Source organism: Nitrosomonas sp. (genome assembly GCF_021731985.1).
Lineage (GTDB): Bacteria > Pseudomonadota > Gammaproteobacteria > Burkholderiales > Nitrosomonadaceae > Nitrosomonas.
Genome location: NZ_JAKFWH010000068.1, coordinates 1 through 20911, shown reverse-complemented (window position 1 = coordinate 20911; position 20911 = coordinate 1). Strand labels below are relative to the sequence as shown.

Genomic DNA, 20911 nt, shown 5'->3' with positions numbered 1-20911 from the left:
ATTTTTTGTGATCATTCCTTAGATTGATTTTTAGTGGAGTTAATCAGTATGAGAACTATTACTTTATTTGCAAGTATATTATTTATGGTTGTTTTTTCTTTAAGCGCAATGGCGGGAGATAATCGACTAATTGATGCAATTCAGCATACACAAAGGGCCGTTACCGCGGTAGATGGCATGGATGTCGCCAAACATGCAGAGATGGCGAAAAACCATGCGAATGCTGCGAAAACTGATAAACATAACAAATACGATAATAAACAGATGGATGATGGAATTAAGTGCTTAGATGATGCTATTAAAGAAGGTATGGATGGTAATGCTGAAGCCGCCAGGAAAGCCGCGAATGATGCTTTAAAACATTTTACTCAGGCTACAAATTAATTTTTATTAGCTTCAGTACTATAAAACGGCATATAAAGATTCGCCGATTTTAATAGTACTTTCAGTTCTCTTCTATTCCTGATTTATCCTTTTTATATATCGTCGTCTGTGTGCATACGTACTACTTTTGCATACAGACGTTCTGATAATTTCATCGAAAAAATGAATCCCTCAGGATTGCGCCGCCGAACGGCGCGAAGAGTATGACCCAGAAGAAGCATGCACCCGAGCCCTAACGCGAATTATCTTTATCCTAACTGCCCATTTTTGCCAAACGGTTTTTGTGATGCAGTTGTAAGTTGTATACTGTTTTATATCTTTTTACGAAGTGATCAACGATGGAAGATTTTATAAAACGACTAAGATATCGAGCTTGGATTCAAAAATTCCTTGCATTTCTCGCGTTAGCTGGCGCTGTGAGTACTGTAATAATTGGCGCTGATTACTTTATATACGAATCTCCCAAGATTGCTGCACAAGACATTGAACAACAAAGAAAAATATCCTCTTCGTATGATGCCATTTCTCGATTATCAGATCTTAATGCTAGCATTCGTATCAATATGGAAGAATTAAATATAGCGGAAAATGAATTGGGGATGATCAGAAGTGCGGTGGAGCGCGATGGAAATATTGGAATGAGTCAAATTAAAAACAATTATTATTACAATTACATAAATAACGTTGGAGATTCTACTAATAGTCCCTTTGCTAATGCTTATGTGGATGGGGATAAAAAAATATTTAATATAACAAAGATGAAGTTAAAGGAATTAGATGGCATTTTAAATGATATTAAACAAATAAATGTATTCCTAGAAAGTAAAGAAGCAATAAATCGTTATATTAATGCTCAGGAAGCTTATCCAGATTCAATTAGAAAATCGCTTCAGCAAAAGATACTTTATTCCGACCAACTTAAAAAAGATCTCACTCATGCACGTGATATAACCAGAGAAATTGGTGAATCCAGCCGCCTTATTTCCATTAGGGATGAAATTATAGGCAGCGACCAAGAAATTCGAAACCTGGAACAAAGAATTAAAGAGTTTGATGAAAAAATGAGTTCTGGTGGTTTTTTAAAGGAGGCCGAAGAAATTTTAAATACCAAATTGCAAACTAATAAACAAGTTATTGAACAAATAGAGGAATTTTCGGCTAAGGTAAAAAATAATCTAAACGATTACAAGGAAAAATTACCCAAACAAGAAGAATTAGTAAAGAGACTTAATTCTCAAAAAGATAAGTTAGATGCGGAAAAACAATTAATTCCATTACTTAATAATGAAGTAGAGCCAATATTAAATGATAGCAAAGTAGCATTTTATATCTCTACTAACATTGCTCGTCTTGGAATTATGATAGTAACTATATTTTTAGCTCAAGTATTTATCTCGATATATAGATATTTAACCCGAATATCAAATTTTTATCATGCTCGAGCAGATGCTCTTGAAATATTGACACAAACGGAAGCACTTAAGAACACAGATCTATCTAGTTTAATTGAAATGTATTCAAATATATTTTCACCAGAAAAAGTCGATTTTGGAAAAATGCCTCAACCACCTATAGATGAAGTAGTAAAAGGTGCGCACTCTGTCTTTGGAAAGTCCTAGATCAAACATTGGGACAGTTAAGCATAGTTTAATCTCTGCGGGTTCAATTCCCGTTCCTTGGGGCGAAAGCTGGTTGAAAACCAGCAGGTTGAAGAGCGCAGTTAATACCGCCGCTGCTTGCGGCGGGGTGCCTTATTGGATGAGAGGAGTCGTGTATTTTTTGGCTAAGTGCCCCCGCAGATAAAAATAAAGTAAAAATATTTCTTCGGGGTATTGAGGCTAACTTATTGATTGGGTGGTGCCCGGGGCCGGAATCGAACCGGCATGGGCGGTTTAAGCCCGAGGGATTTTAAGTCCCTTGTGTCTACCTATTTCACCACCCGGGCGATAGAAATATCTGATCGGTGGAGGCGGGGGTCGGAATCGAACCGGCGTAGACGGCTTTGCAGGCCGCTGCATGACCACTCTGCCACCCCGCCATTACTGCATAACTTCTAAATGTGCTGTAAGTCTTACGGAAAGAAGCCTGTAATCGGCTATCCAATTTCCGACAATAAAATAACATTTCACAAGAGCCATTTTCTTTGAAAAATGGAGCGGGAAACGAGGCTCGAACTCGCGACCCCAACCTTGGCAAGGTTGTGCTCTACCACTGAGCTATTCCCGCAATATGAAGTTGCTGTGCGACTGGTATTACTTCAGAAACGAAGGGTGGATTATAGAGATGCTGTACGTTTTGTCAAGAAAATGCGGGATGATTATTGACCGAAACTGGCAATCCAAGATTGTTACAAGAGACTGATCAACACTTCAAAGTACAAAAAATCAGTGTTGCCTGAGCGTTGATCAACATGGGTGGGTTGCGCTGCGATACGGTTTTTTACGAATTCCCCCGCCGTGAAATGGGTATAACCCAATATGGTATTAATGCGTGGTGTGGGTTGATAGCGTATGCGCCCTTCGAATGCATGGCCGCCGAAATCACCGCTTTGTCCAGTGCGATCCCGATTGAATCCGGGATCCTTGATGGTATTACTGATGTTGCCGTCGAGAATATCGAACATACGGTCGGTTTTACTGGCCAGCCAGTACGCGCCATAACCCACCTCAAACCCTAGCTTCTGCGTCGGACTAATCTCAAACCTGAGTTTGGGTGCCTTCAAGTTCTCATAAATCACATAGTGATCGGCTGACCAAGGACGGGCAAATCCAAAAAAACGATCAAACCGGTTATCGACATTGTCATTAGGGTCTTTGTCACCGCTGGCGTAGCCATAAAAAGCACTGAGGCGCGGCTTCCATGTATGCTCAAAGCCGCGACCTACTTCGATGGTATAGCCGTGCGCATCCACGCGATTGGGGCCGGAATACCCGAGTTGGTGGTTGTAGCTGACATCGAAATCAAGAATGTTGCCAGCCTTGCCGTAAACGCGGAACCCAGGCATATGAATTTGCCGATCCAATCGACTGGTTGCTGTAAAGCCATTCGGGTCGGCCGTTTGCTTCTGGCCCATATAATACGCCTGAAAGGTGGCGATTTCAGACCACTTGCGCCAAGTGCCGATCCCGCCAAAGAACCATAAATGATCATTGGCTTTATCAAATTGAGTTTGCAGACGCAAAACGGGTTGCAAGCCAAACAGATCAAGCTCCCAATCATTGGCTTCGCGTCCCAGATTCAGGCGAAAGCCTTCAAAAGTATTGGTGGTATTGCGCCATTCATTTCGTGCGATAAAACGCCGGTCTGTTGTTTCATAGGCCATGCGGCCTACGCGGAATCGAATTGGACGATCATTGCCTCGATCATCGGCTCCGAGCGCTTTTTTGAAATGTAACTCGCCGTAGGCATTGAGCAGATCGTACTCATTTCTTTCCTGATCCGTGATGGCATGTTTATTGTTATAGACGCGGGAATCCTGAAACTCGACTGCAAAACGGAATGGATCCAAAATATCCTTGATCCCAATCCATGCACGATTACGTAAAAAGAAGGGGTTATCCTCTCCGCCCTCGATACGGCGTATGTCGTTATTGCGCCACTCATAACGTGTACGGTGCTCAAGGCCGACTTCCAGCCAGGTAATATCTTTAAACCGCTCAACACCAATATCGCTTAATCGACGCACATAACGTGGCGGATCCGATTCAGGATTGGTTGCGTAGCTGTTGGAACGTTGGTGATAACTGGTTGGTTTTTTTACATCCGATACCTTGGCTTCCGGCACAATGGCGGGTAATGATTTTTCCAGATCAGATGGTTTGGCCTGATCCGATGGTTTATTTGCTGGCTGATTACCCGGCTTATTTGAATCTGCTGTGATCTCTTGTGTTATTCGGACAACACTCGGGTGGGCCATTTGATGCACCGCGGGTGTTTTGTTATCTGAAGATGCCTCAGTTGGACTGATAGCTAGTGCGCTTATAAGCGCAATATGTGAAAAGAACCAAAGCAACTTCACTGTTTTCTCCTTGAATTCTCCGGTATTCCGGTCGAATTATTGATATCTTTTTGCTCTTTCATCGCCGGTATGACTAGCCGGTAATATTTTGATTATTTGTGAAGCCAGCTTGATTTGAAAATCATCGTGTTTCTTATGATCTCATAGCAATAAGCATGGGTCGGTTTTGGCTCACGCGAATTTCTTTTCGACACGGTATCTGCATAACTTTACCCTCGTGCGCAACGAGGCTGGTTGATCGGTATTCAACACTGGCTGAAAAATCCACAAAATTTTCTTGAGTTATGCCTACAGATGCTCGTTCGTTGGCACTCCATGCATCGACTTTGTTTCTGAATCGGTATTTATTGACATCAACCGATTGATCAGAACGTCAACGGGAGCGAAAGATAGCATTGTTTCTATATAAACAGAAATAGTGTTTGGTTAATATGTTATGTTTTTAAATTATATGAAATCTTAATGTTCTATTATAAGCACCTCAGATGATCTGTAACCAGTTTGTCGTAATAATCACCTTGGGCCAGATTAAATCGTGCGGAAATAGCAATATCAGCCTGATTTTTTTGCTTCACTTGTTGCAAAATTGTTTGTCCGCCAATTAATCTTTGCAGCTCTGTCAATGCGTTAAGAGTCAAGAGCCAATTACTGTTTGAATGTTGGATGGTTGCCGTATCAGGTGCGCTAATGCGCAGATAATTGGCTGATACTTTGTTGATTAAATCCCGAAGCCCATGGGCGGCGTACAGTGAGCCGATATTGAGTGCAATTTGATAGCCGCGCTGTCGATAATTGTTTAAACCATCCAATAACTGGGCATGATGCAGCGCATAAAAACTATTCACTGCCATCGAAATGACGATATTCTGGGTCGCCAATCCGCATTTGATAATAATTTCCTCAAAATAAGCACCATGATCCTGTTTAATACCTAGTATATGTCTCGGATCAACATCTAGAAAAAGTACGCCGCCTTTATTCGAGTAAGTTAGATAATTCAGCATGTGAACAGTACGGCACAGGCGATCCAGGCTGATAATGGATTGGAAATCGGCAGGCTGCGTAATAACATCCGTGAGTAAATCACCGATTTCTATGGATTGTTGACTATGCTGGTTATTGTCATAGGGTGTGACCGACAGTTGTGCGATATGACCGGAAAGCTTTTCGTTATCGTCAGTTCGGCGTACAGCGTCGAAGACGCTACTGATCTGAATTGGCCCGAAAATTCCGCTGACCAGACCCTTTTCCAAAATAAAAGGACGAATATTGGACTGATGCTCGACCTCGAAACGATCGTTAAAATATTGTACGAGTTGTTGTAAAGGCATATTCTCTTCCATGTTTTAAGCGTGTTATAAAATGAAGCAAACGTAGAATTTCTCTAAGCTCTCAAAGTTTGATTGTTTAATCGTAGTTATTCACTTAGGGTAATGATCCAAAACGTTTCATTGTGCTTGTGCCGTATCATTGACGCTATTTTGATGTTTGGGAAACAAATCAAGGCGGCGTGGTTTGATAAATACTTCATCGCCTTTTACCAGTTGTAACTCACGAAAACGTTCCTTGCTGATTTCAACTTGAATCGGAGTTTTGTCTGCGTCGTCGATACGGACTACCTCCAGTCGAACGATCGGGCCCACGGAAAGAACGTGAACGACACGGGCCGCCAATGCCGCTTCACCATTCTGCGTGCGTTCAACTTCGATCTCATGGGGACGGACGTAGGCGACTGCCGTGAGTTCGTCAGCTTCTGCGTGTTCCGGTACGTCCACTTCGATGTCACCAATCCAGGCGCGTCCACGATGCAAACGGCTATGAAACAAATTCACATTGCCGAGAAACTCATAGACGAAGGGACTGGCGGGTTGCTCATACACCTCATCCGGGGTGCCGATTTGTTCAATACGGCCTTCATTCATGACAACCACTCGATCGGCGACTTCGAGCGCTTCTTCCTGATCATGCGTCACGAACACACTGGTGATATGCATGTCGTCATGCAATCTGCGCAACCAGGAGCGCAGTTCCTTACGCACCTTAGCATCCAATGCGCCAAAAGGCTCATCCAGCAATAACACTTTGGGTTCTACCGCCAGCGCTCGTGCCAACGCGATACGCTGGCGCTGACCGCCTGAGAGCTGATGGGGATAGCGATCTGCCAGCCAATCCAACTGCACGAGGTGTAATAACTTCATAACCCGATCACGGATCTCCGTCTCGGGTGGACGAAATTTCTTGGGACGCACGCGCAAGCCAAAAGCAACATTCTCGAAAATAGTCATGTTGCGAAACAATGCATAATGCTGGAATACGAAACCAACTTGACGTTCGCGGACATGTTGATCGGTGGCATCTTCGCCGTGAAATAGCACTTGACCGCTATCGGCTGTTTCAAGCCCGGCGATCACACGCAGTAACGTGGTTTTTCCGGATCCCGAAGGACCCAGCAATGCCAGCAATTCACCGGAATGTACTTGCAAGTTGACATCGTGCAGCGCAGTGAAGGTGCCAAATTGTTTTGAGAGATTAAGGACTTCAATGCTCATTCGTGACCTCTTGATTTTTGATGTGGTTTGTTGCGGAATTCGATCAGTGTTTTCAGTGCCAGCGTCACCAATGCCAGCAGTGCCAGCAATGAGGCCACTGCAAAGGCGGCTGCAAAGTTGTATTCGTTGTAAAGAATTTCGACATGTAGCGGCATGGTATTGGTGCTGCCGCGAATATGCCCTGATACCACTGATACCGCGCCAAACTCTCCCATCGCCCGGGCATTACACAAGATTGCGCCGTACAACAATCCCCATTTGATATTGGGTAACGTGATTTGATAAAAGGTTTGCCAACCGCTTGCTCCCAGCACCACGGCCGCTTCTTCTTCTTCAGTGCCTTGTGCTTGCATCAGCGGAATCAACTCACGCGCAATAAACGGCACCGTCACAAAGACGGTTGCCAGCACGATACCGGGAACAGCGAAAATAATTTTTAGGTCATGCTCCGCCAGCCAAGGACCTAACCATCCTTGCAAACCAAAGACAAGCACATAAATCAACCCTGAAACCACCGGCGATACGGAGAAAGGCAAATCGATCAGCGTGATCAGCAGGTTCTTGCCGCGAAATTCAAACTTGGCGATCGCCCAGGCTGCGGCAACACCGAACACCAGATTCAATGGCACCGCGATCGCCGCTACGGTCAGTGTCAATTTGATGGCGGAAACAGCATCAGGGTCGGTGATTGCAGCAAAATAAACTTCCGCGCCTTTTTTGAACGCTTCATAAAAAACCGAAATCAGTGGAATGAAAAGAAATAGCGTTAGAAATGCTAACGCTAATCCAATCAAGGACCGGCGTACCCAGGCTGGCTCTTGTGTGGCTCGCTGCCTAAAAGTTTCTCCGGATGCGGGAAATGTAATTGTGGACATAGTTGTTCTCAGGTAATAGTACTGCGGCGTCGGCTCCACCATTGCAGCAGATTAATGATCAGTAACAAAATAAAAGAAATCACCAGCATCACCACCGACAATGCCGTGGCACCGGCATAATCATATTGTTCCAGTTTGGTGACAATCAGTAGCGGGGTGATTTCAGAGATCATCGGCATGTTACCGGCAATGAAAATCACCGATCCGTACTCGCCAATCGCACGTGCAAAAGCCAGCGCGAAACCGGTCATCAATGCTGGAAAAATCGCCGGGAAAATCACCCGGGTGAACGTTTGCCAGCGATTGGCACCGAGTGTCGCTGCCGCTTCCTCCAGCTCGGACTCGATATCCTCGAGTACGGGCTGCACGGTACGCACCACGAACGGCAGGCCGATAAAAGTCAATGCCACAAAAATACCGATCGGTGTGAAAGCCACCTTGATGCCGAGCGGTTCAAGAAACTGGCCGATCCAGCCATTGCCTGCGTACAGCGCGGTCAACGCGATACCGGCCACCGCAGTTGGCAGGGCAAAAGGAAGATCCACTAATGCATCGACTAATTTTTTGCCGGGAAAATGATAACGCACCAACACCCATGCCACTAACAGCCCAAATACCACATTGACGCATGCAGCGGCGAATGAAGCGCCAAATGTCAACCGGTATGAAGCGAATACGCGCGGTGTGGTGACAATGGACCAAAATTCCGGCCAGGTTAGCTCGGCGGTGCGGATAAACGCTGCCGAAAGCGGAATCAGTACGATTAAGCTCAAATACAGCAGGGTAAATCCAAGTGCCAGGTTAAAGCCCGGCAGAATGCTGTGTTGTTTAAAGGTGTTCAAATCTAACTCCTGTTAAATTCATTGTGTTCTTGTTTATACCTGTTTATGTGTTAATTTTCTGATATAGGTGATAGTTCGATCATTCCTATTGCATGTGCCGGTTTACTGAGTAAATTTCCTTGCAGATAATCCGCACCAGTCTGTCTGGCAGCAATTAATTGCTCGGGTGTCTCGATATCCCGTACTAACAGGCTTGCGCCAAAGCTATGTAGGGTATCTATCAGTGGTGCAATTGCTTCGTGCAGTACCAGATCGCGTGCTTCAATACGTACGATGTCCGGGTACAAGCTCCCTAGTTCCGTCATCCAATCGCTACGCGTACCGGTGTAATTAGCCGCAATTTGATAACCACGGGAACGATAGTTGGTGATGACATGCTGGAGCAGTTTCCAGTTGCGATTAACGATGGCTGGAATTTCGATGACTACTCGTGAGGTTTTTATACCAATCAAATCGAGAAAATTTTCAAATGCGCGACCGTGATCGTCTTTAACGCTTTCCAGAAGTCGCGGATGCACATCGACAAACAAGCTGTCTACTTTGGAATTACTATTGAAATAGTAATTCAGCGCGTGAATTGCCCGGCATAACCGATCCAAATCAACCAGTTGTTCATCTTTTGATGCCAAGGAAAAAACCTGCCAAGGCCAAAGCGCGACTTCTCCGTTTGATAGGGAGCGGATATAGGCTGCGTGACCAATAGTTTTTCTCTGAGCGATACTAAAAATGGGTTGAAAAACACTGGTTAGTTCGCAATGATAGAAATGTCCGTTTATCCAGCCATTCTCAGCACGATTCAGAGAATAATCGGTCGCTGATTGGATCAGCTCAAATTCATCTCCAACAACGAAGGTATTGTTTGTTGATGCATTCATGGAGCAACTCCCACTTAAATTGATGTCGCTAGCGATAGATCAAACCAATTTTTTTGAATTGGCTTGATCTGTCATTTTTGTCTGCTGCCAATTAGATCCATTAATGGAATTTTTGAAATTGGCTTTTGGCTTCGCAAAAACTTCTACAACAACAATCTTCATCTGTTTGATGCGTATTCAACTTGTCTTTCAGCTCGTTGACAGAACGGTGGCAAAACATTAATGGGATACCGCCACGATTTGCTTTCTCTTTCACTGAATTGGCAAGGGAATGATTAACAAAGTCGCAAATAACAATAACTAACCGGGTTTCGTTTGGAATCTGCCGCTTGTTAAATCCTTTCTTGCGGCCGTTCCAATGCTCGACACGCGCATAGTTCTGGGTGGAAATGAGGTGTTTGAACGATGTCACATAATCCCCGCCGACAATTAGAACGCTCATGTTCAATCCTTTATAGGTTGTAGCGCACCGCGGTGCGCTACGTTGTTATTACTTCAAGTAAATCTGATCAAATGTGCCGCCATCCGCAAAGTGGATTTTGTGCGCATTCTTCCAGCCGCCAAAGGCATCGTCGATTTTGAATAGCTCAACCTTTGGAAACTTACCGGCATGTTTTTCAGCAACCGTCGGATTAGTAGGGCGATAGAAATGCTTGGCAACTATCTCCTGGCCTTCTTCGGAATAGAGGTACTGGAGATAGGCTTCAGCGATTTGACGCGTGCCCCTCTTATCAACCACTTTATCGACTATCGCTACGGGCGGTTCTGCAAGAATACTCAATGACGGTATTACAATTTCAAATTTATCCGAACCATATTCCTTGAGCGCCAGAAAAGCTTCGTTTTCCCAGGAGATGAGCACATCACCAACGGCGCGTTCCACAAATGTTGTGGTTGAACCGCGCGCGCCGGAATCGAGGACAGGTACATTTTTGTATAGGCTACTGATGAACCCTTGTGCTTTGTCTTCACCATATTTCCGTTTGCCAAATTCCCATGCCGCCAGGAAATTCCACTGCGCGCCTCCGGAAGTTTTTGGATTGGGTGTGATCACTGCTACGCCAGGTCGAGCCAGATCATCCCAATCTTTAATCCCTTTGGGATTGCCTTTGCGTACCAGGAAAATGATTGTCGAGGTATACGGTGTGCTGTTGAGTGCTAATCGTTTTTGCCAATCCTCGGGAAGCAATTTGGCTTTCTCTGCGATGGCATTGATATCATTGGCCAATGCGAGCGTGACAACATCTGCTTCCAAGCCGTCAATCACTGATCGCGCTTGCTTTCCTGAACCGCCATGAGATTGCTTGATTGCGACGGTTTCTTTGGTTTTCTCCTTCCAATGCTTGGCAAAAGCAGCATTAAATTCCTGATAAAGCTCGCGCGTTGGATCATAAGAAACATTGAGCAATGTTTTTTCCGCCAATACATTGCTGCTAATTATCAAACTTGCTGCTAAGAGACTTGTTGTTAGCCATATTTTAATTGTCATGATTTTTTCTCCAATAGAAATTAAAGATTATTTACAAGAGACTGATTAATACTTCAAAATATAAAAAGTCCGTATCGCCTGAGCGCTGGTCGACGCAAGGGTGTTTGTGAAGCGTAGCGCAAGAGTTCGCTGAGATACGATTGTTTACGAACTCCCCCGACGTAAAATGGGTATAACCCAATATGGTGTTAATGCGTGATGTGGGTTGATAGCGTATGCGCCCTTCAAATGCATGGCCACCAAAATCACCGCTTTGTCCAGTGCGATCCCGATTGAATCCAGGATCCTTGACGGTATTGCTGATGTTGCCGTCGAGAATATCGAACATGCGGTCGGTTTTACTAGCCAGCCAATAGGCACCATAACCCAGTTCAAATCCGAGTTTCTGCGTCGGACTGAACTCAAACCTGAGTTTGGGTGCCTTCAGGTTCTCATAAACCACATAGTGATCGGCTGACCAAGGCCGTGCAAATCCAAAAAAGCGATCAAACCGGTTGTCAACACCGTCGTTAGGATCTTTGTCGCCGCTGGCGTAGCCGTAAAATGCACTGAGACGAGGTTTCCAAGCATGCGTAAAGCCGCGACCTACTTCGATGGTATATCCTTGCGCATCGACACGATTGGGGCCGGAATACCCTAGCTGGTGGTTGTAGCTGACATCGAAATCAAGAATGCTGCCTGCCTTACCGTAAACGCGGAACCCAGGCATATGAATTTGCCGATCCAGCCGGTTGGTGGCTGTAAAACCATTCGGATCGGCCGTTTGTTTCTGACCGTGGTAGTACGCTTGGATGGTGGCGATTTCAGACCACTTGCGCCAAGTGCCGATCCCGCCAAAAAACCATAGATGATCATTGGCTTCATCGAATTTGGTTTGTAAGCGCCTAACCGGTTGAAAGCCAAACAGATCAAGCTCCCAATCATTGGCTTCGCGTCCCAGATTCAGGCGAAAGCCTTCAAAAGTATTGGTGGTGTTGCGCCATTCATTTCGCGCGATAAAACGCCGGTCTGTTGTTTCATAGGCCATGCGGCCTACGCGGAATCGAATCGGACGATCATTGCCTCGATCATCGGCTCCGAGCGCTTTTTTGAAATGTAACTCGCCGTAGGCATTGAGCAGATCGTACTCATTTCTTTCCTGATCCGTAATGGCATGTTTATTGTTATAGACGCGTGAATCCTGGAACTCGACTGCAAAACGGAATGGATCCAAAATATCCTTGATCCCAATCCATGCGCGATTACGTAAAAAGAAGGGATTATCCTCTCCACCCTCAATACGGCGTATGTCGTTATTACGCCATTCATAACGCGTACGGTGCTCAAGGCCGACTTCCAACCAGGTAATATCTTTAAACCGCTCAACACCAATATCGCTTAATTGACGCACATAACGTGGCGGATCAGATTCAGGGTTGGTTGCATAGCTGTTGGAACGCTGGTGATAGCTGGTCGGTTTTTTTGCATCCGCCACTTTTGCTTCCGGGACAATGGCAGGCAATGATTTTTCCAGCTCAGATGGTTTAGCCTGCCCTGATGATTTATCGATTAGTGGCTTGCCGGTATCAACAGCAATCTGCTGTGCTACTCGGACAACACTCGGGTGCATTGCCTGGAAATCTACAGATGATTTACTGTCTGAAGACGCTAAAGCTGAGCTGACAGTTAATGCGCTCAAAAATACAATGTTTAAAAAAAACCAAATAAATTTCACTTTATTCTCCTAGGTGAGCTCTCCGGCAATCCGGTTGAGTCACTGATATTTTTTTGCTCTTTCACTTCCAATTTTTTTGGTCGGTGTTATGTTGTTATTTGTCGGATCAGTTTGATCTTGATGCGTCAAACCCAAAACTTATTCAATTATGATTTCGATGTTTTGCGCCCAGATCCGCTAGGGCTCAAGCGAATTTTTTCCCGGCACTCTATCTGTACGACTTTGTTCTCGTGTATGACGATTTCAACCGATCCATACGCGATACTGACCACAGCGCGCAGAATTTCCTGAGCAATGTCTGCGCTAATCTGATTATCTTTCTGTGATGCAGACAGTTGTTCCATTTTTTTGGGGGCAGTAGTTATGAAAGACGCAAATTTACTAGTCTTTCTTTGTTCCTGGAACTAATATAATTTCATTTGCTTATCACTTTTATGTATATGCAAAAAAATGTAAGTTGATATCGTCTATCAAATATGGGTTCAACAGGTTAAGCAATGAGTAGATTCATTAAGCACTGTTGCAGTACGGTGGCGTAACTTAGATCATGTGGAATAAACGCAAGCCAGAGAAAATCCAGATCTATTGTCTAATGGTGGTTGGATACGTATTGATTCGATTAAAGCTGGTGAATAGAGGCTCTGGCATTCGGATTTGTATTGATTCCTGTTGAAAGCTTTTTAGAGAAAGATCACGATAAGGAATCCCAATGGGTAACTCTGGCACCAGGAATGGTTATTCAAGAAATACTGACTGGAAGAGACGATGAGTAGACAGGCCTATATGGTCACGAAGAGGCGCTGTCAAAATATCACTGGATTCAATCTTTCAAGCCTGTCCATATTAAGTTTCTCATGGATGGTGAAGCAACAAACTACTTAATGAATCTAGATTTTTTCAAATAATAATTTGTCTTCAACAAAATAGTCTTTGTCAGCGATAATCATGTAATATTATCTCCAGGAATGGAATGCTTTGTACACTAATGTACGCACGAGCTACTCTATCCTTGCAATACCACATCTGATTTTTGCGAATCCTTTCGGAGTATTCAATAAAGTCGTGAATTTCAGATTGAGTAACGTATTGAAGGTAGCTTAAAGAAAGAGCCTTTAATCTAAATATAACGAGGGATTTTTTCCGTTAATTATTTATTTGGAGAGCTATCATGACACAACTTAGTAACCATTTCATCGCATTCTTATTAAGCACTCAAATGGTTTTTTTCGCGGGCTGCATAGCAACGCCCAAGCAAGCCGATACCAGCGAACAATTCAATGATATTGTCATTACCACAAAGATCCATGAAGCGATTCTCGATGAACCTTCCCTGAGAGCCTTCGATATCAACATCAGAACCTCAAAAGGTGTCGTAGAACTGAGTGGTCTTGTTAATTCCCGGGATGATATGAATAAAACAATATCAATTGCACGCAGCGTCAATGGCATAAAGTTTATCAAGAATGACATGCGAATCCCGGGAACCGGCGATTATTAATTGCTCATACAATTGAATTGCAAGTTGTGTAATATGCAAAACTAACTATCTATTATTGAGTCGGCCATTCAACAATGTGATTTGCCATAGCGGCAAAGACTGGAAAGTGGAGATCCTAATCCATCTATTTAATGGCCGACTATTCTTTTTCATCATTGCTCCCCTTGTTCGGGTAACGATGAACCAAAACTATCTATTAGGCAATCAAGCTGGCTTGCTCAACTTATTTTGACGGGATATATATTTAAATATTGTGAGAATATTTAAAAAATAAACTATAGCAAACCGACTAATAGGACGTTTCTCTGGAGAAATCCTGCCACATGAAAGGAGGGTTGATCGATGGTTTGGTTGGAATAAAGAAAGTGGCTGCATCGAGCACACCTACTAAACTACGACCGACTGTATGCATGATACCTATTGCCACACCAATTGACGCACCATAAATTGGTCCCTCTTTTTGACCGGTTATAATAACATTCTTGGGTAACTCCACCCATCCTGCAGTTGCATTAGTAATGCCAATTGCAAATTTCTCGCTCGAGTTATCAAAATAACTTTCAGCAGCAACAGCTTGAGACGACAAAAGAAAACATATTGAAAATATTAAAGATAATTTAACCATTTTTTTGGAAGACCTTAGTTGTAAATGATGCGAATTTACTAGTCTTTGTATATGTTGTGAACTGATAAAATTTCATTTGCTTATCACTTCTTCGTATATACAAATCGGTCAGTTGGCTTCCGTTATCAAAAATTCAATTTAATAGAGAAAACAATGACTGGGTTTTATTAATGATGCTGCGGTATGGCGGAGTAACTTTGGCTATCGCGGTAAATGCAAGGTAGATGAGTCAAGTAGTCTCCCTACTGAATGTTGGATAAATATCGATTCTATCAAGGCGGGAAAATAGAGACCCTGGAATATCGAACTTCTGTATCGATTCCTGTTGCTGTTGAAAGTTTGATAGGCAGAGCGAATGATAAAAGTCTGAGATTGAGCACCCCTGACACCAGGAATGGTTATTCACGCGTTCCTGGTTGGGCGTGATGGTGAAAAAGACTGAATAAACTTCATCTGGATGCCACTGGATTCATGACCGCTGACCTGGATTGGGAAAGTGTCAGATTCAGGGACGTCTGTTTATGATTGATTTATTTAGTACTATGTAAATCTGTTCACACGTGACCTGATAGACTTTATATTTGACAACGCACCTCACTTCTCTTACTCATTATCAATCTGAGGATTGACTCCTAAACGAACAACTGATTCAGTTAATATTGGGATGCAGAGCTCAATAAAACGGTAGGCATAGCCACGTAAGTAATGATTGCGCCTAACTGAAATGTAAGTTGTATTCTTTTCAAATAAGTACTCACTTTCAAGTTTAATTAATGTCGTATCTCTTTCAGGGGCAAATGCTACAGAAGCAACGATGCCTATACCTAGACCCAATTTGACATAGGTCTTAATTACATCAGCATCCAGGGCAGACATGGCAATATCTGGAATTAATCCTGCTTTGGCAAATGCTTGGTCAATACGGGATCGACCGGTGAAACCTTGGTGATAAGTAATGATCGGGAATTCCGCTATGGCTTCAAGAGTGAGTGGATATATTGACTGCAAAGGGTGCCCTGAAGGAACGATGACGGCATGTTGCCACGTGTAGTATGGAAAAGACACTAGATCAACGGCGCTTTCTAATGCCTCAGTAGCAATACCAATGTCTGCTTGACCATCAATCAGCATCGATAATATTTCACTAGGGCTAGATTGGTGAAGAATAAGATGAACCTTGGGAAAAGCTTTCTTAAATTGAGTAACCACTGAAGGCAATGTGTATTGCGCTTGAGTATGCGTAGTAGCGATAGTCAATTGTCCCTGATCATGATTGCTAAACTGTTCAGCTAGGTGCTTAATATTTTTTGTGTCAAATAAAATGCGTTCGACAATTTTAACCAATTCTTTACCAGGCTCTGTCAAACCAATAAACCGTTTGCCTTTACGAATGAATAGTTCAATATTTAATTCGTCTTCAAGATCCTTGATATGCTTACTAACACCTGACTGTGATGTAAATAATGCATTTGCAACCCCTGTCAGATTGTAATTTTGCCGAACTGTTTCACTAATAATGCGAAGTTGTTGAAAATTCATTTGCCTTCTCTTAGATGTCTGAATGCTGATAGGGACTGTCGGATAATAGCAATTTACTCAAAAATGTAATTTTCGACTTATCGATTATTTTGGGACTAATCTTATAATAATTGGTGTTTTGGCTATTTTTCGATATTCCTTAATAACTTCCGGCAATCCTGCTGAGTCACTGTTATCTTTTTACTCTTTCATTTCCTATTTTGTTGGCTGGTGTTGAGTTGTTATTTGTGAGATCAGTCTGATCTTGATGCGTCAAATCTAAAACTTATTGAACTTGCAATTCCCCGCGGTCTTGCCGCGGGGATAGGTGCAGGGCGCGCGGAGCAAGTTTATTTATGATTTTGGTGTTTTGCACCTAGAATCATTTTTGTCCACGCGAATTTTTTCCCATCACTCTATCTGGACGACGACTTCGACCTATCCATACGCGATACTGGCTACAGCATGCAGGATTTCTTGAACGACTTCTGCAAGTATCTTTTTATCAATACCCCTGGCCGCTATAATTTCTGGATCCAATTCTGGATCAATAACCATTTATATTTTTCAATAAAGTAGTAGGGATTAACGGAAACGAAAGATAGCAATTTTTTAATATAAATAGAAATATTATTTTTTTATTATCTTATAACCTATAGTTATAGATAAAATCCAGGCTCTGGATGAATCTAGAACAACGCAATAATGAAATGATTCCAGTAGAATTGACACGTGAGAGTATGAGAATATTCATAATCATTTGATTTTTTAGCTTCCCGGCCAGGATTCACGTCTGAGAATTCGGATTAATAATAATGCTCACTTATTGCCGGAAGTCTGGATGGGTAATATTAGGATAACTATGATTTTTTTAAGAAAATTTATGCTTTTTACAGTGCTGCTGGTTGTGTTGGCCATCTCAGTTTCCGGGTGTTCTGTTTTTATGGCGGCAAAACAACCCGAAAAGAAAGATATCAGTCTATTAAAAGAAGGCGTATCAAGAGCGGTACTGATCTCTGAGTTTGGAGCCCCGGTTATCAGTGAATATAAAAATGATAAACGGTTTGAAATCTTTAAATTTGTGCAGGGGTATAGCACAGGTGCCAAGGCAGGCAGGGCTTTCTTTCATGGCGCAGCAAGTGTTGCTACGCTGGGATTGTGGGAGCTTGTTGGTACACCTGCTGAAATAACGTTTAATGGCGACGAGATGGCTTTTCAAGTCAGTTATGATGAAAATGATCTGGTTGATGAAGTAAAGTTAATAACAAAAGAATAAATTGCTTATTGCGCTGAATAATTACAAGCCGGTTTGCAGCCCTGGTATGCCAATCCGCTGTATATGGATGGCGTTGTTTCCTTCTTCGTAAGCGAGCAATTTACCTTCTTTCTGCCAGAGACGGAATGCCAGGGAGTAGGATAATACGCGTATCGGGTAATCGCGCGGCAGCGTTTGTAGATAGGGCTGAATAGTCGTGAAATCGGTAGCGCCGTATTGCTGCATGATAAAGCGCAAACCGCCATTAGCCGGGCCGATGTTATAGGCTAATAAACCCAAGAAGAGGTCGCCATTCATTTCGGCTAGATAGTGTTTGAATGTGGCCGCACCGACAAAGGCGTTGTGCCGGGGATTTTCCAGCGAGATTTTTTCAGTGCCTAGCCGTTTATGCGCCTGAACCATGACCGTTTTCGGAACTTGGGTGATTTGGAATAAACCGCGCCCGCCGTCACTGCTGTCTCTGGGAATGAACGACGACTCTGTGGCTGCGATACCCTGTAATAGATTAACATCGACATCGAATGATCTGGCAGCATCTTCGATAGCTTGTTGATATTCTTGTGAGCGGCTAATCATTTTTTGTAGTTGTGCTGAGCTGTGTCTGCGATAAGCTGCATAGACTTGATGTGAGATTGTTACCCGGCTTGCCTCCTCCTTTCCGCCTACCAATGTACGGAAGTTTCCGTAAGCCAGAGTGAACTGGTCATGGGTAACCATAAAAGCGATTAGCAAGGCAAATGAAAGGGACAGGATCGGAGTCAATAACTCAGAATGCGCTTGCAGCCATTTTCTCAGCTTCCACCAGCCAATGAGAAACACGCAGGCAACCAATACTAGTACTAATACGCCGATCGCGAACGGAAGTAGGCTGCTGAAAAAACTGGTGCCTGAAAACCGGCTCGCGGAATAGCCTAACAGCACAATGATGGCCGAAACCGCGATAATCCCTAAACCGAGAATTTCTAAGCTGATCAGCAACAAATTCCACTTGAATTCGCCGGTTTGTTTTTTTCTCAACCGTTTCTGCGGTTTGTCTTTGCCGGTACGTACTGCTGGGCTGCGCCCGCGCTTGAGTTTAGGCTTGATATTGTTGGATTCTGGATTGTTGAGATGAGCCGTCTTATCCATTGGCATAAGAATCGATACGTTTAATAAGTCAATAGAATCGTGACAATTGACAAACATCTGTAGCGAAGTTCAAAGTATTTTCGGAATACCCTCTTTCATGGGAAAAACGGTCTATTCGGGTGACTTTGAACTACTGATCCTAGTAGATTTATTAATTTTTCATTCATAACCTGACAAAGTAAATTGAAATGATTTTGCGTCGGTTAATTGCATCCGCACATTTTTTACAACTGTAGAAGCGTTGATCATGACAGATGGAATGTGTAATTGGCCACTCCCGCTCGAGAAAGTTGCGATGCTGGTTGGAATTTTTGGCAATGACGAAATATTCGCCGGATCAAGCTCAAATACGTAGGCTGGATTATCTTCAATTAACCGTAAATTAACCGCCAATGCTTCACCTGTTCCAATATCGACAGCAAAGCTGCGAATACCCTCACTGAATACACCTGTTGTATTGGTTACGGCAACATGATGAGTTTGAACAAAGTTATCGGTAGAAACTGTTGAGCTAATAGAACCGATCGTTGGTGTGGCAGTCAGGTTGCCGCCCAAGTTGGCTATAGGCAGTTTTTCAATGGCATCAATGACGCTCATCCCATCAAAAATAACGCGCCCGAATACCGTAAAGCCGCCATTCTGATTATCCAGATTCGGGGAATTATCTGCGAGATTGACAAACCATTGACTGGTTGCACTGTTTGGATTGCCGGAAAGTTTCGCCATGGCAACGGTTCCGCGTGTATTGGAGATCTTGAATTCATTGGTAACCGGAGCAAATGTATTAACCGGTGCGAGTGTTTTTTCATCGGCACCATCAACGATCTTGAAACCGCCGCCTTGAATGACAAATCCAGGAACACTGCGATGGAAGATTCCGTTCGTATAAGCGTCGCTATTGATATAGTTGAGAAAGTTGGCTGTGGTGAGCGGTGTTTGAGTTTCAAAGAGTTCGATGCAAAATTGACCCATATTGGTATTAAAACAAGCGATTGAGTTAGCTTGCGTATTGTTTGCCAAAAAAAACAAGCAGGCAAATAGTGCGGTTTTATAAGATGTTTGAATAAGGCGCATGGTGATTGAGCGTGTGTTAGGAATAAAATTGGATTGTACTGACAGAGATCAAAGTGAAGCAATTGTTTTATTATTGATAGGCTTCAGTTTTGTATCAAAGGGAGGCTATGGTATCGGAATTAACGGTTCTTTAACGCGATGCACAAAGTAAAAATAAATTAATGCACTTGCGATGGCTGCAAAGAAACACCAAACTGAAGCAAAGGTTTCCAGAAAAGTAAAATAAGCAACGAAGAAACCGATTGTTATGATGATGCCCGCAAAATACAAGTGCCGATAACTGGAAAAGATAAATGGTACGCAGGTGGCTAATAGATACAAAACAATGACGAGCTGGTAACCAGCGACATCATGTTTGTAATTGATACTGTGATTGATAATTTCTGCGATGATCGGCTGTTTAATGAGACCGATAGCGGTATAGACAGCAAGCCCAATACCTGCTACACCAATTGATGCAATAATTTTTCTGCGTTTGCAGTTTGTTTCTGAACAATAGACTGCGAAGGGTGCAAATAGTGGCCAGATAATGCCGATAAAAACGCCGTAAATATTACTTAACCAGAATTGAATTTGCGCTGCATCGTTATTGATTAGAAAAACCCACAATAATCCTTCTATGATCTGTTGGATAGCAAAGATAAGTGGAATAAGCGCTATTGGAAGATCTCGTTTATAAATGCATTTTCGGACTGTTGCGACACTGACAATCAAAAGTGTGCCACCCACTATAAAGCTTGCTTCTGCTGAAAAACACATCTTGATTATCTGTTCCTAGTTAACTAATTTTTTATCTATTAAGCATAGGGCTTTTTTAACACCTTAATCGAACTAACCGGATAAAGTCCAGTATTAATTGTTAGGGAAACACTGATTTATTCGATCACATCGACTTTGGTCATAAAGGTTTGATAAAATGCATCGTATTGATAAATATGGAATAGAGCGATGCAATCAAGCTTTTCTGATCTGGAATATGCAGCAAAGAAGAAACAAACACGACGGGATCGTTTTTTGTCCGAAATCGAAGGGGTAACGCCTTGGCC

At 43.1% G+C, this 20911-nt stretch carries 19 protein-coding genes, 3 tRNA genes and 1 pseudogene; 5 read left to right on the top strand and 18 right to left on the bottom strand.

Annotated features, from left to right (window positions below; all coding sequences use genetic code 11):
- The first annotated feature begins 48 nt into the window (after positions 1-48).
- Entirely contained in the window at positions 49-384 is a 336-nt protein-coding gene (smbP, locus tag QZ942_RS10515) for a small metal-binding protein SmbP (protein WP_292995343.1), read from the top strand.
- A 338-nt stretch (positions 385-722) separates the two neighbouring features.
- Positions 723-2003, top strand: coding sequence for a hypothetical protein (locus QZ942_RS10510; protein WP_292995341.1), 1281 nt, complete (start codon positions 723-725; stop codon positions 2001-2003).
- 236 nt (positions 2004-2239) lie between these two features.
- Here the strand turns inward: QZ942_RS10510 and QZ942_RS10505 are convergent.
- From QZ942_RS10505 to QZ942_RS10445, 13 genes are all read right to left on the bottom strand, one after another.
- Positions 2240-2329: transfer RNA gene (locus QZ942_RS10505), tRNA-Leu, on the bottom strand.
- Positions 2330-2348: 19 nt separating this feature from the next.
- Positions 2349-2422, bottom strand: a tRNA-Cys gene (locus tag QZ942_RS10500).
- Between the two features lie 113 nt (positions 2423-2535).
- Positions 2536-2610, bottom strand: a tRNA-Gly gene (locus QZ942_RS10495).
- A 121-nt stretch (positions 2611-2731) separates the two neighbouring features.
- Positions 2732-4402 carry an alginate export family protein gene (locus QZ942_RS10490; RefSeq protein ID WP_292995339.1) on the bottom strand — a complete coding sequence of 557 codons (1671 nt, stop codon included), beginning with the start codon at positions 4400-4402 and terminating at the stop codon, positions 2732-2734.
- A gap of 470 nt (positions 4403-4872) precedes the next feature.
- On the bottom strand, positions 4873-5745 hold the full coding sequence (locus tag QZ942_RS10485) for a hypothetical protein (RefSeq protein WP_292995337.1): 873 nt from the start codon (positions 5743-5745) through the stop codon (positions 4873-4875).
- 105 nt (positions 5746-5850) lie between these two features.
- Positions 5851-6951: a sulfate ABC transporter ATP-binding protein gene (locus tag QZ942_RS10480; protein ID WP_292995335.1), complete on the bottom strand. Its 1101-nt coding sequence runs from the start codon at positions 6949-6951 to the stop codon at positions 5851-5853.
- Entirely contained in the window at positions 6948-7826 is an 879-nt protein-coding gene (gene cysW, locus QZ942_RS10475; protein ID WP_292995333.1) for a sulfate ABC transporter permease subunit CysW, read from the bottom strand. Before cysW ends, QZ942_RS10480 begins: the two co-directional genes overlap by 4 nt.
- 8 nt (positions 7827-7834) lie before the next feature.
- Positions 7835-8668, bottom strand: coding sequence for a sulfate ABC transporter permease subunit CysT (cysT, locus tag QZ942_RS10470; RefSeq protein WP_292995331.1), 834 nt, complete (start codon positions 8666-8668; stop codon positions 7835-7837).
- Between the two features lie 50 nt (positions 8669-8718).
- Positions 8719-9543 carry an EAL domain-containing protein gene (locus QZ942_RS10465; protein ID WP_292995329.1) on the bottom strand — a complete coding sequence of 275 codons (825 nt, stop codon included), beginning with the start codon at positions 9541-9543 and terminating at the stop codon, positions 8719-8721.
- 100 nt (positions 9544-9643) lie between these two features.
- Positions 9644-9985 carry a DUF2325 domain-containing protein gene (locus QZ942_RS10460; RefSeq protein WP_292927694.1) on the bottom strand — a complete coding sequence of 114 codons (342 nt, stop codon included), beginning with the start codon at positions 9983-9985 and terminating at the stop codon, positions 9644-9646.
- Between the two features lie 48 nt (positions 9986-10033).
- Complete coding sequence (locus QZ942_RS10455; protein WP_292995327.1) at positions 10034-11032, bottom strand: sulfate ABC transporter substrate-binding protein; 999 nt, start codon at positions 11030-11032, stop codon at positions 10034-10036.
- A gap of 31 nt (positions 11033-11063) precedes the next feature.
- Positions 11064-12746 carry an alginate export family protein gene (locus QZ942_RS10450; RefSeq protein ID WP_292995325.1) on the bottom strand — a complete coding sequence of 561 codons (1683 nt, stop codon included), beginning with the start codon at positions 12744-12746 and terminating at the stop codon, positions 11064-11066.
- 146 nt (positions 12747-12892) lie between these two features.
- Positions 12893-13090 (bottom strand): YezD family protein, encoded by a 198-nt coding sequence (locus QZ942_RS10445; RefSeq protein WP_292995323.1) that lies wholly within the window; start codon positions 13088-13090, stop codon positions 12893-12895.
- 824 nt (positions 13091-13914) lie between these two features.
- Here QZ942_RS10445 and QZ942_RS10440 point away from each other — a divergent pair.
- Positions 13915-14244: a BON domain-containing protein gene (locus QZ942_RS10440; RefSeq protein WP_292995321.1), complete on the top strand. Its 330-nt coding sequence runs from the start codon at positions 13915-13917 to the stop codon at positions 14242-14244.
- A gap of 289 nt (positions 14245-14533) precedes the next feature.
- Here QZ942_RS10440 and QZ942_RS10435 read toward each other — a convergent pair whose 3' ends face one another.
- Positions 14534-14869 (bottom strand): exosortase system-associated protein, TIGR04073 family, encoded by a 336-nt coding sequence (locus tag QZ942_RS10435; RefSeq protein WP_292995319.1) that lies wholly within the window; start codon positions 14867-14869, stop codon positions 14534-14536.
- Positions 14870-15472: 603 nt separating this feature from the next.
- On the bottom strand, positions 15473-16408 hold the full coding sequence (locus tag QZ942_RS10430) for a CysB family HTH-type transcriptional regulator (RefSeq protein ID WP_292995317.1): 936 nt from the start codon (positions 16406-16408) through the stop codon (positions 15473-15475).
- An 841-nt stretch (positions 16409-17249) separates the two neighbouring features.
- On the opposite strand from QZ942_RS10430, the gene QZ942_RS10425 reads away from it, so the two are divergent.
- Positions 17250-17663 carry a hypothetical protein gene (locus tag QZ942_RS10425; RefSeq protein WP_292995315.1) on the top strand — a complete coding sequence of 138 codons (414 nt, stop codon included), beginning with the start codon at positions 17250-17252 and terminating at the stop codon, positions 17661-17663.
- A gap of 21 nt (positions 17664-17684) precedes the next feature.
- Here the strand turns inward: QZ942_RS10425 and QZ942_RS10420 are convergent, their stop codons facing one another.
- The 3 genes from QZ942_RS10420 to QZ942_RS10410 all read right to left on the bottom strand — a co-directional run bounded on the left by QZ942_RS10420 (position 17685) and on the right by QZ942_RS10410 (position 20624).
- Positions 17685-18791 carry a lytic transglycosylase domain-containing protein gene (locus QZ942_RS10420; protein WP_292995313.1) on the bottom strand — a complete coding sequence of 369 codons (1107 nt, stop codon included), beginning with the start codon at positions 18789-18791 and terminating at the stop codon, positions 17685-17687.
- Between the two features lie 159 nt (positions 18792-18950).
- Entirely contained in the window at positions 18951-19865 is a 915-nt protein-coding gene (locus QZ942_RS10415) for a peptidylprolyl isomerase (protein ID WP_292995311.1), read from the bottom strand.
- 105 nt (positions 19866-19970) lie between these two features.
- On the bottom strand, positions 19971-20624 hold the full coding sequence (locus tag QZ942_RS10410; protein ID WP_292995309.1) for a DUF6629 family protein: 654 nt from the start codon (positions 20622-20624) through the stop codon (positions 19971-19973).
- 189 nt (positions 20625-20813) lie between these two features.
- On the opposite strand from QZ942_RS10410, the pseudogene QZ942_RS10405 reads away from it, so the two are divergent.
- Positions 20814-20911, top strand: a pseudogene (locus tag QZ942_RS10405) (IS5/IS1182 family transposase); the annotation flags it as partial.

Excerpts from the sequence above, each read along its gene's own strand:
- QZ942_RS10415 (WP_292995311.1), bottom strand. The coding sequence starts at position 19,865 with ATGCGCCTTATTCAAACATCTTATAAAACCGCACTATTTGCCTGCTTG.
- QZ942_RS10420 (WP_292995313.1), bottom strand. The coding sequence starts at position 18,791 with ATGGATAAGACGGCTCATCTCAACAATCCAGAATCCAACAATATCAAG.
- QZ942_RS10510 (WP_292995341.1), top strand. The coding sequence starts at position 723 with ATGGAAGATTTTATAAAACGACTAAGATATCGAGCTTGGATTCAAAAA.
- cysW (WP_292995333.1), bottom strand. The coding sequence starts at position 7,826 with ATGTCCACAATTACATTTCCCGCATCCGGAGAAACTTTTAGGCAGCGA.
- QZ942_RS10485 (WP_292995337.1), bottom strand. The coding sequence starts at position 5,745 with ATGGAAGAGAATATGCCTTTACAACAACTCGTACAATATTTTAACGAT.
- QZ942_RS10425 (WP_292995315.1), top strand. The coding sequence starts at position 17,250 with ATGATTTTTTTAAGAAAATTTATGCTTTTTACAGTGCTGCTGGTTGTG.
- smbP (WP_292995343.1), top strand. The coding sequence starts at position 49 with ATGAGAACTATTACTTTATTTGCAAGTATATTATTTATGGTTGTTTTT.
- QZ942_RS10410 (WP_292995309.1), bottom strand. The coding sequence starts at position 20,624 with ATGTGTTTTTCAGCAGAAGCAAGCTTTATAGTGGGTGGCACACTTTTG.
- QZ942_RS10460 (WP_292927694.1), bottom strand. The coding sequence starts at position 9,985 with ATGAGCGTTCTAATTGTCGGCGGGGATTATGTGACATCGTTCAAACAC.
- QZ942_RS10465 (WP_292995329.1), bottom strand. The coding sequence starts at position 9,543 with ATGAATGCATCAACAAACAATACCTTCGTTGTTGGAGATGAATTTGAG.
- QZ942_RS10445 (WP_292995323.1), bottom strand. The coding sequence starts at position 13,090 with ATGGAACAACTGTCTGCATCACAGAAAGATAATCAGATTAGCGCAGAC.
- QZ942_RS10480 (WP_292995335.1), bottom strand. The coding sequence starts at position 6,951 with ATGAGCATTGAAGTCCTTAATCTCTCAAAACAATTTGGCACCTTCACT.
- QZ942_RS10430 (WP_292995317.1), bottom strand. The coding sequence starts at position 16,408 with ATGAATTTTCAACAACTTCGCATTATTAGTGAAACAGTTCGGCAAAAT.
- QZ942_RS10440 (WP_292995321.1), top strand. The coding sequence starts at position 13,915 with ATGACACAACTTAGTAACCATTTCATCGCATTCTTATTAAGCACTCAA.
- QZ942_RS10435 (WP_292995319.1), bottom strand. The coding sequence starts at position 14,869 with ATGGTTAAATTATCTTTAATATTTTCAATATGTTTTCTTTTGTCGTCT.
- QZ942_RS10455 (WP_292995327.1), bottom strand. The coding sequence starts at position 11,032 with ATGACAATTAAAATATGGCTAACAACAAGTCTCTTAGCAGCAAGTTTG.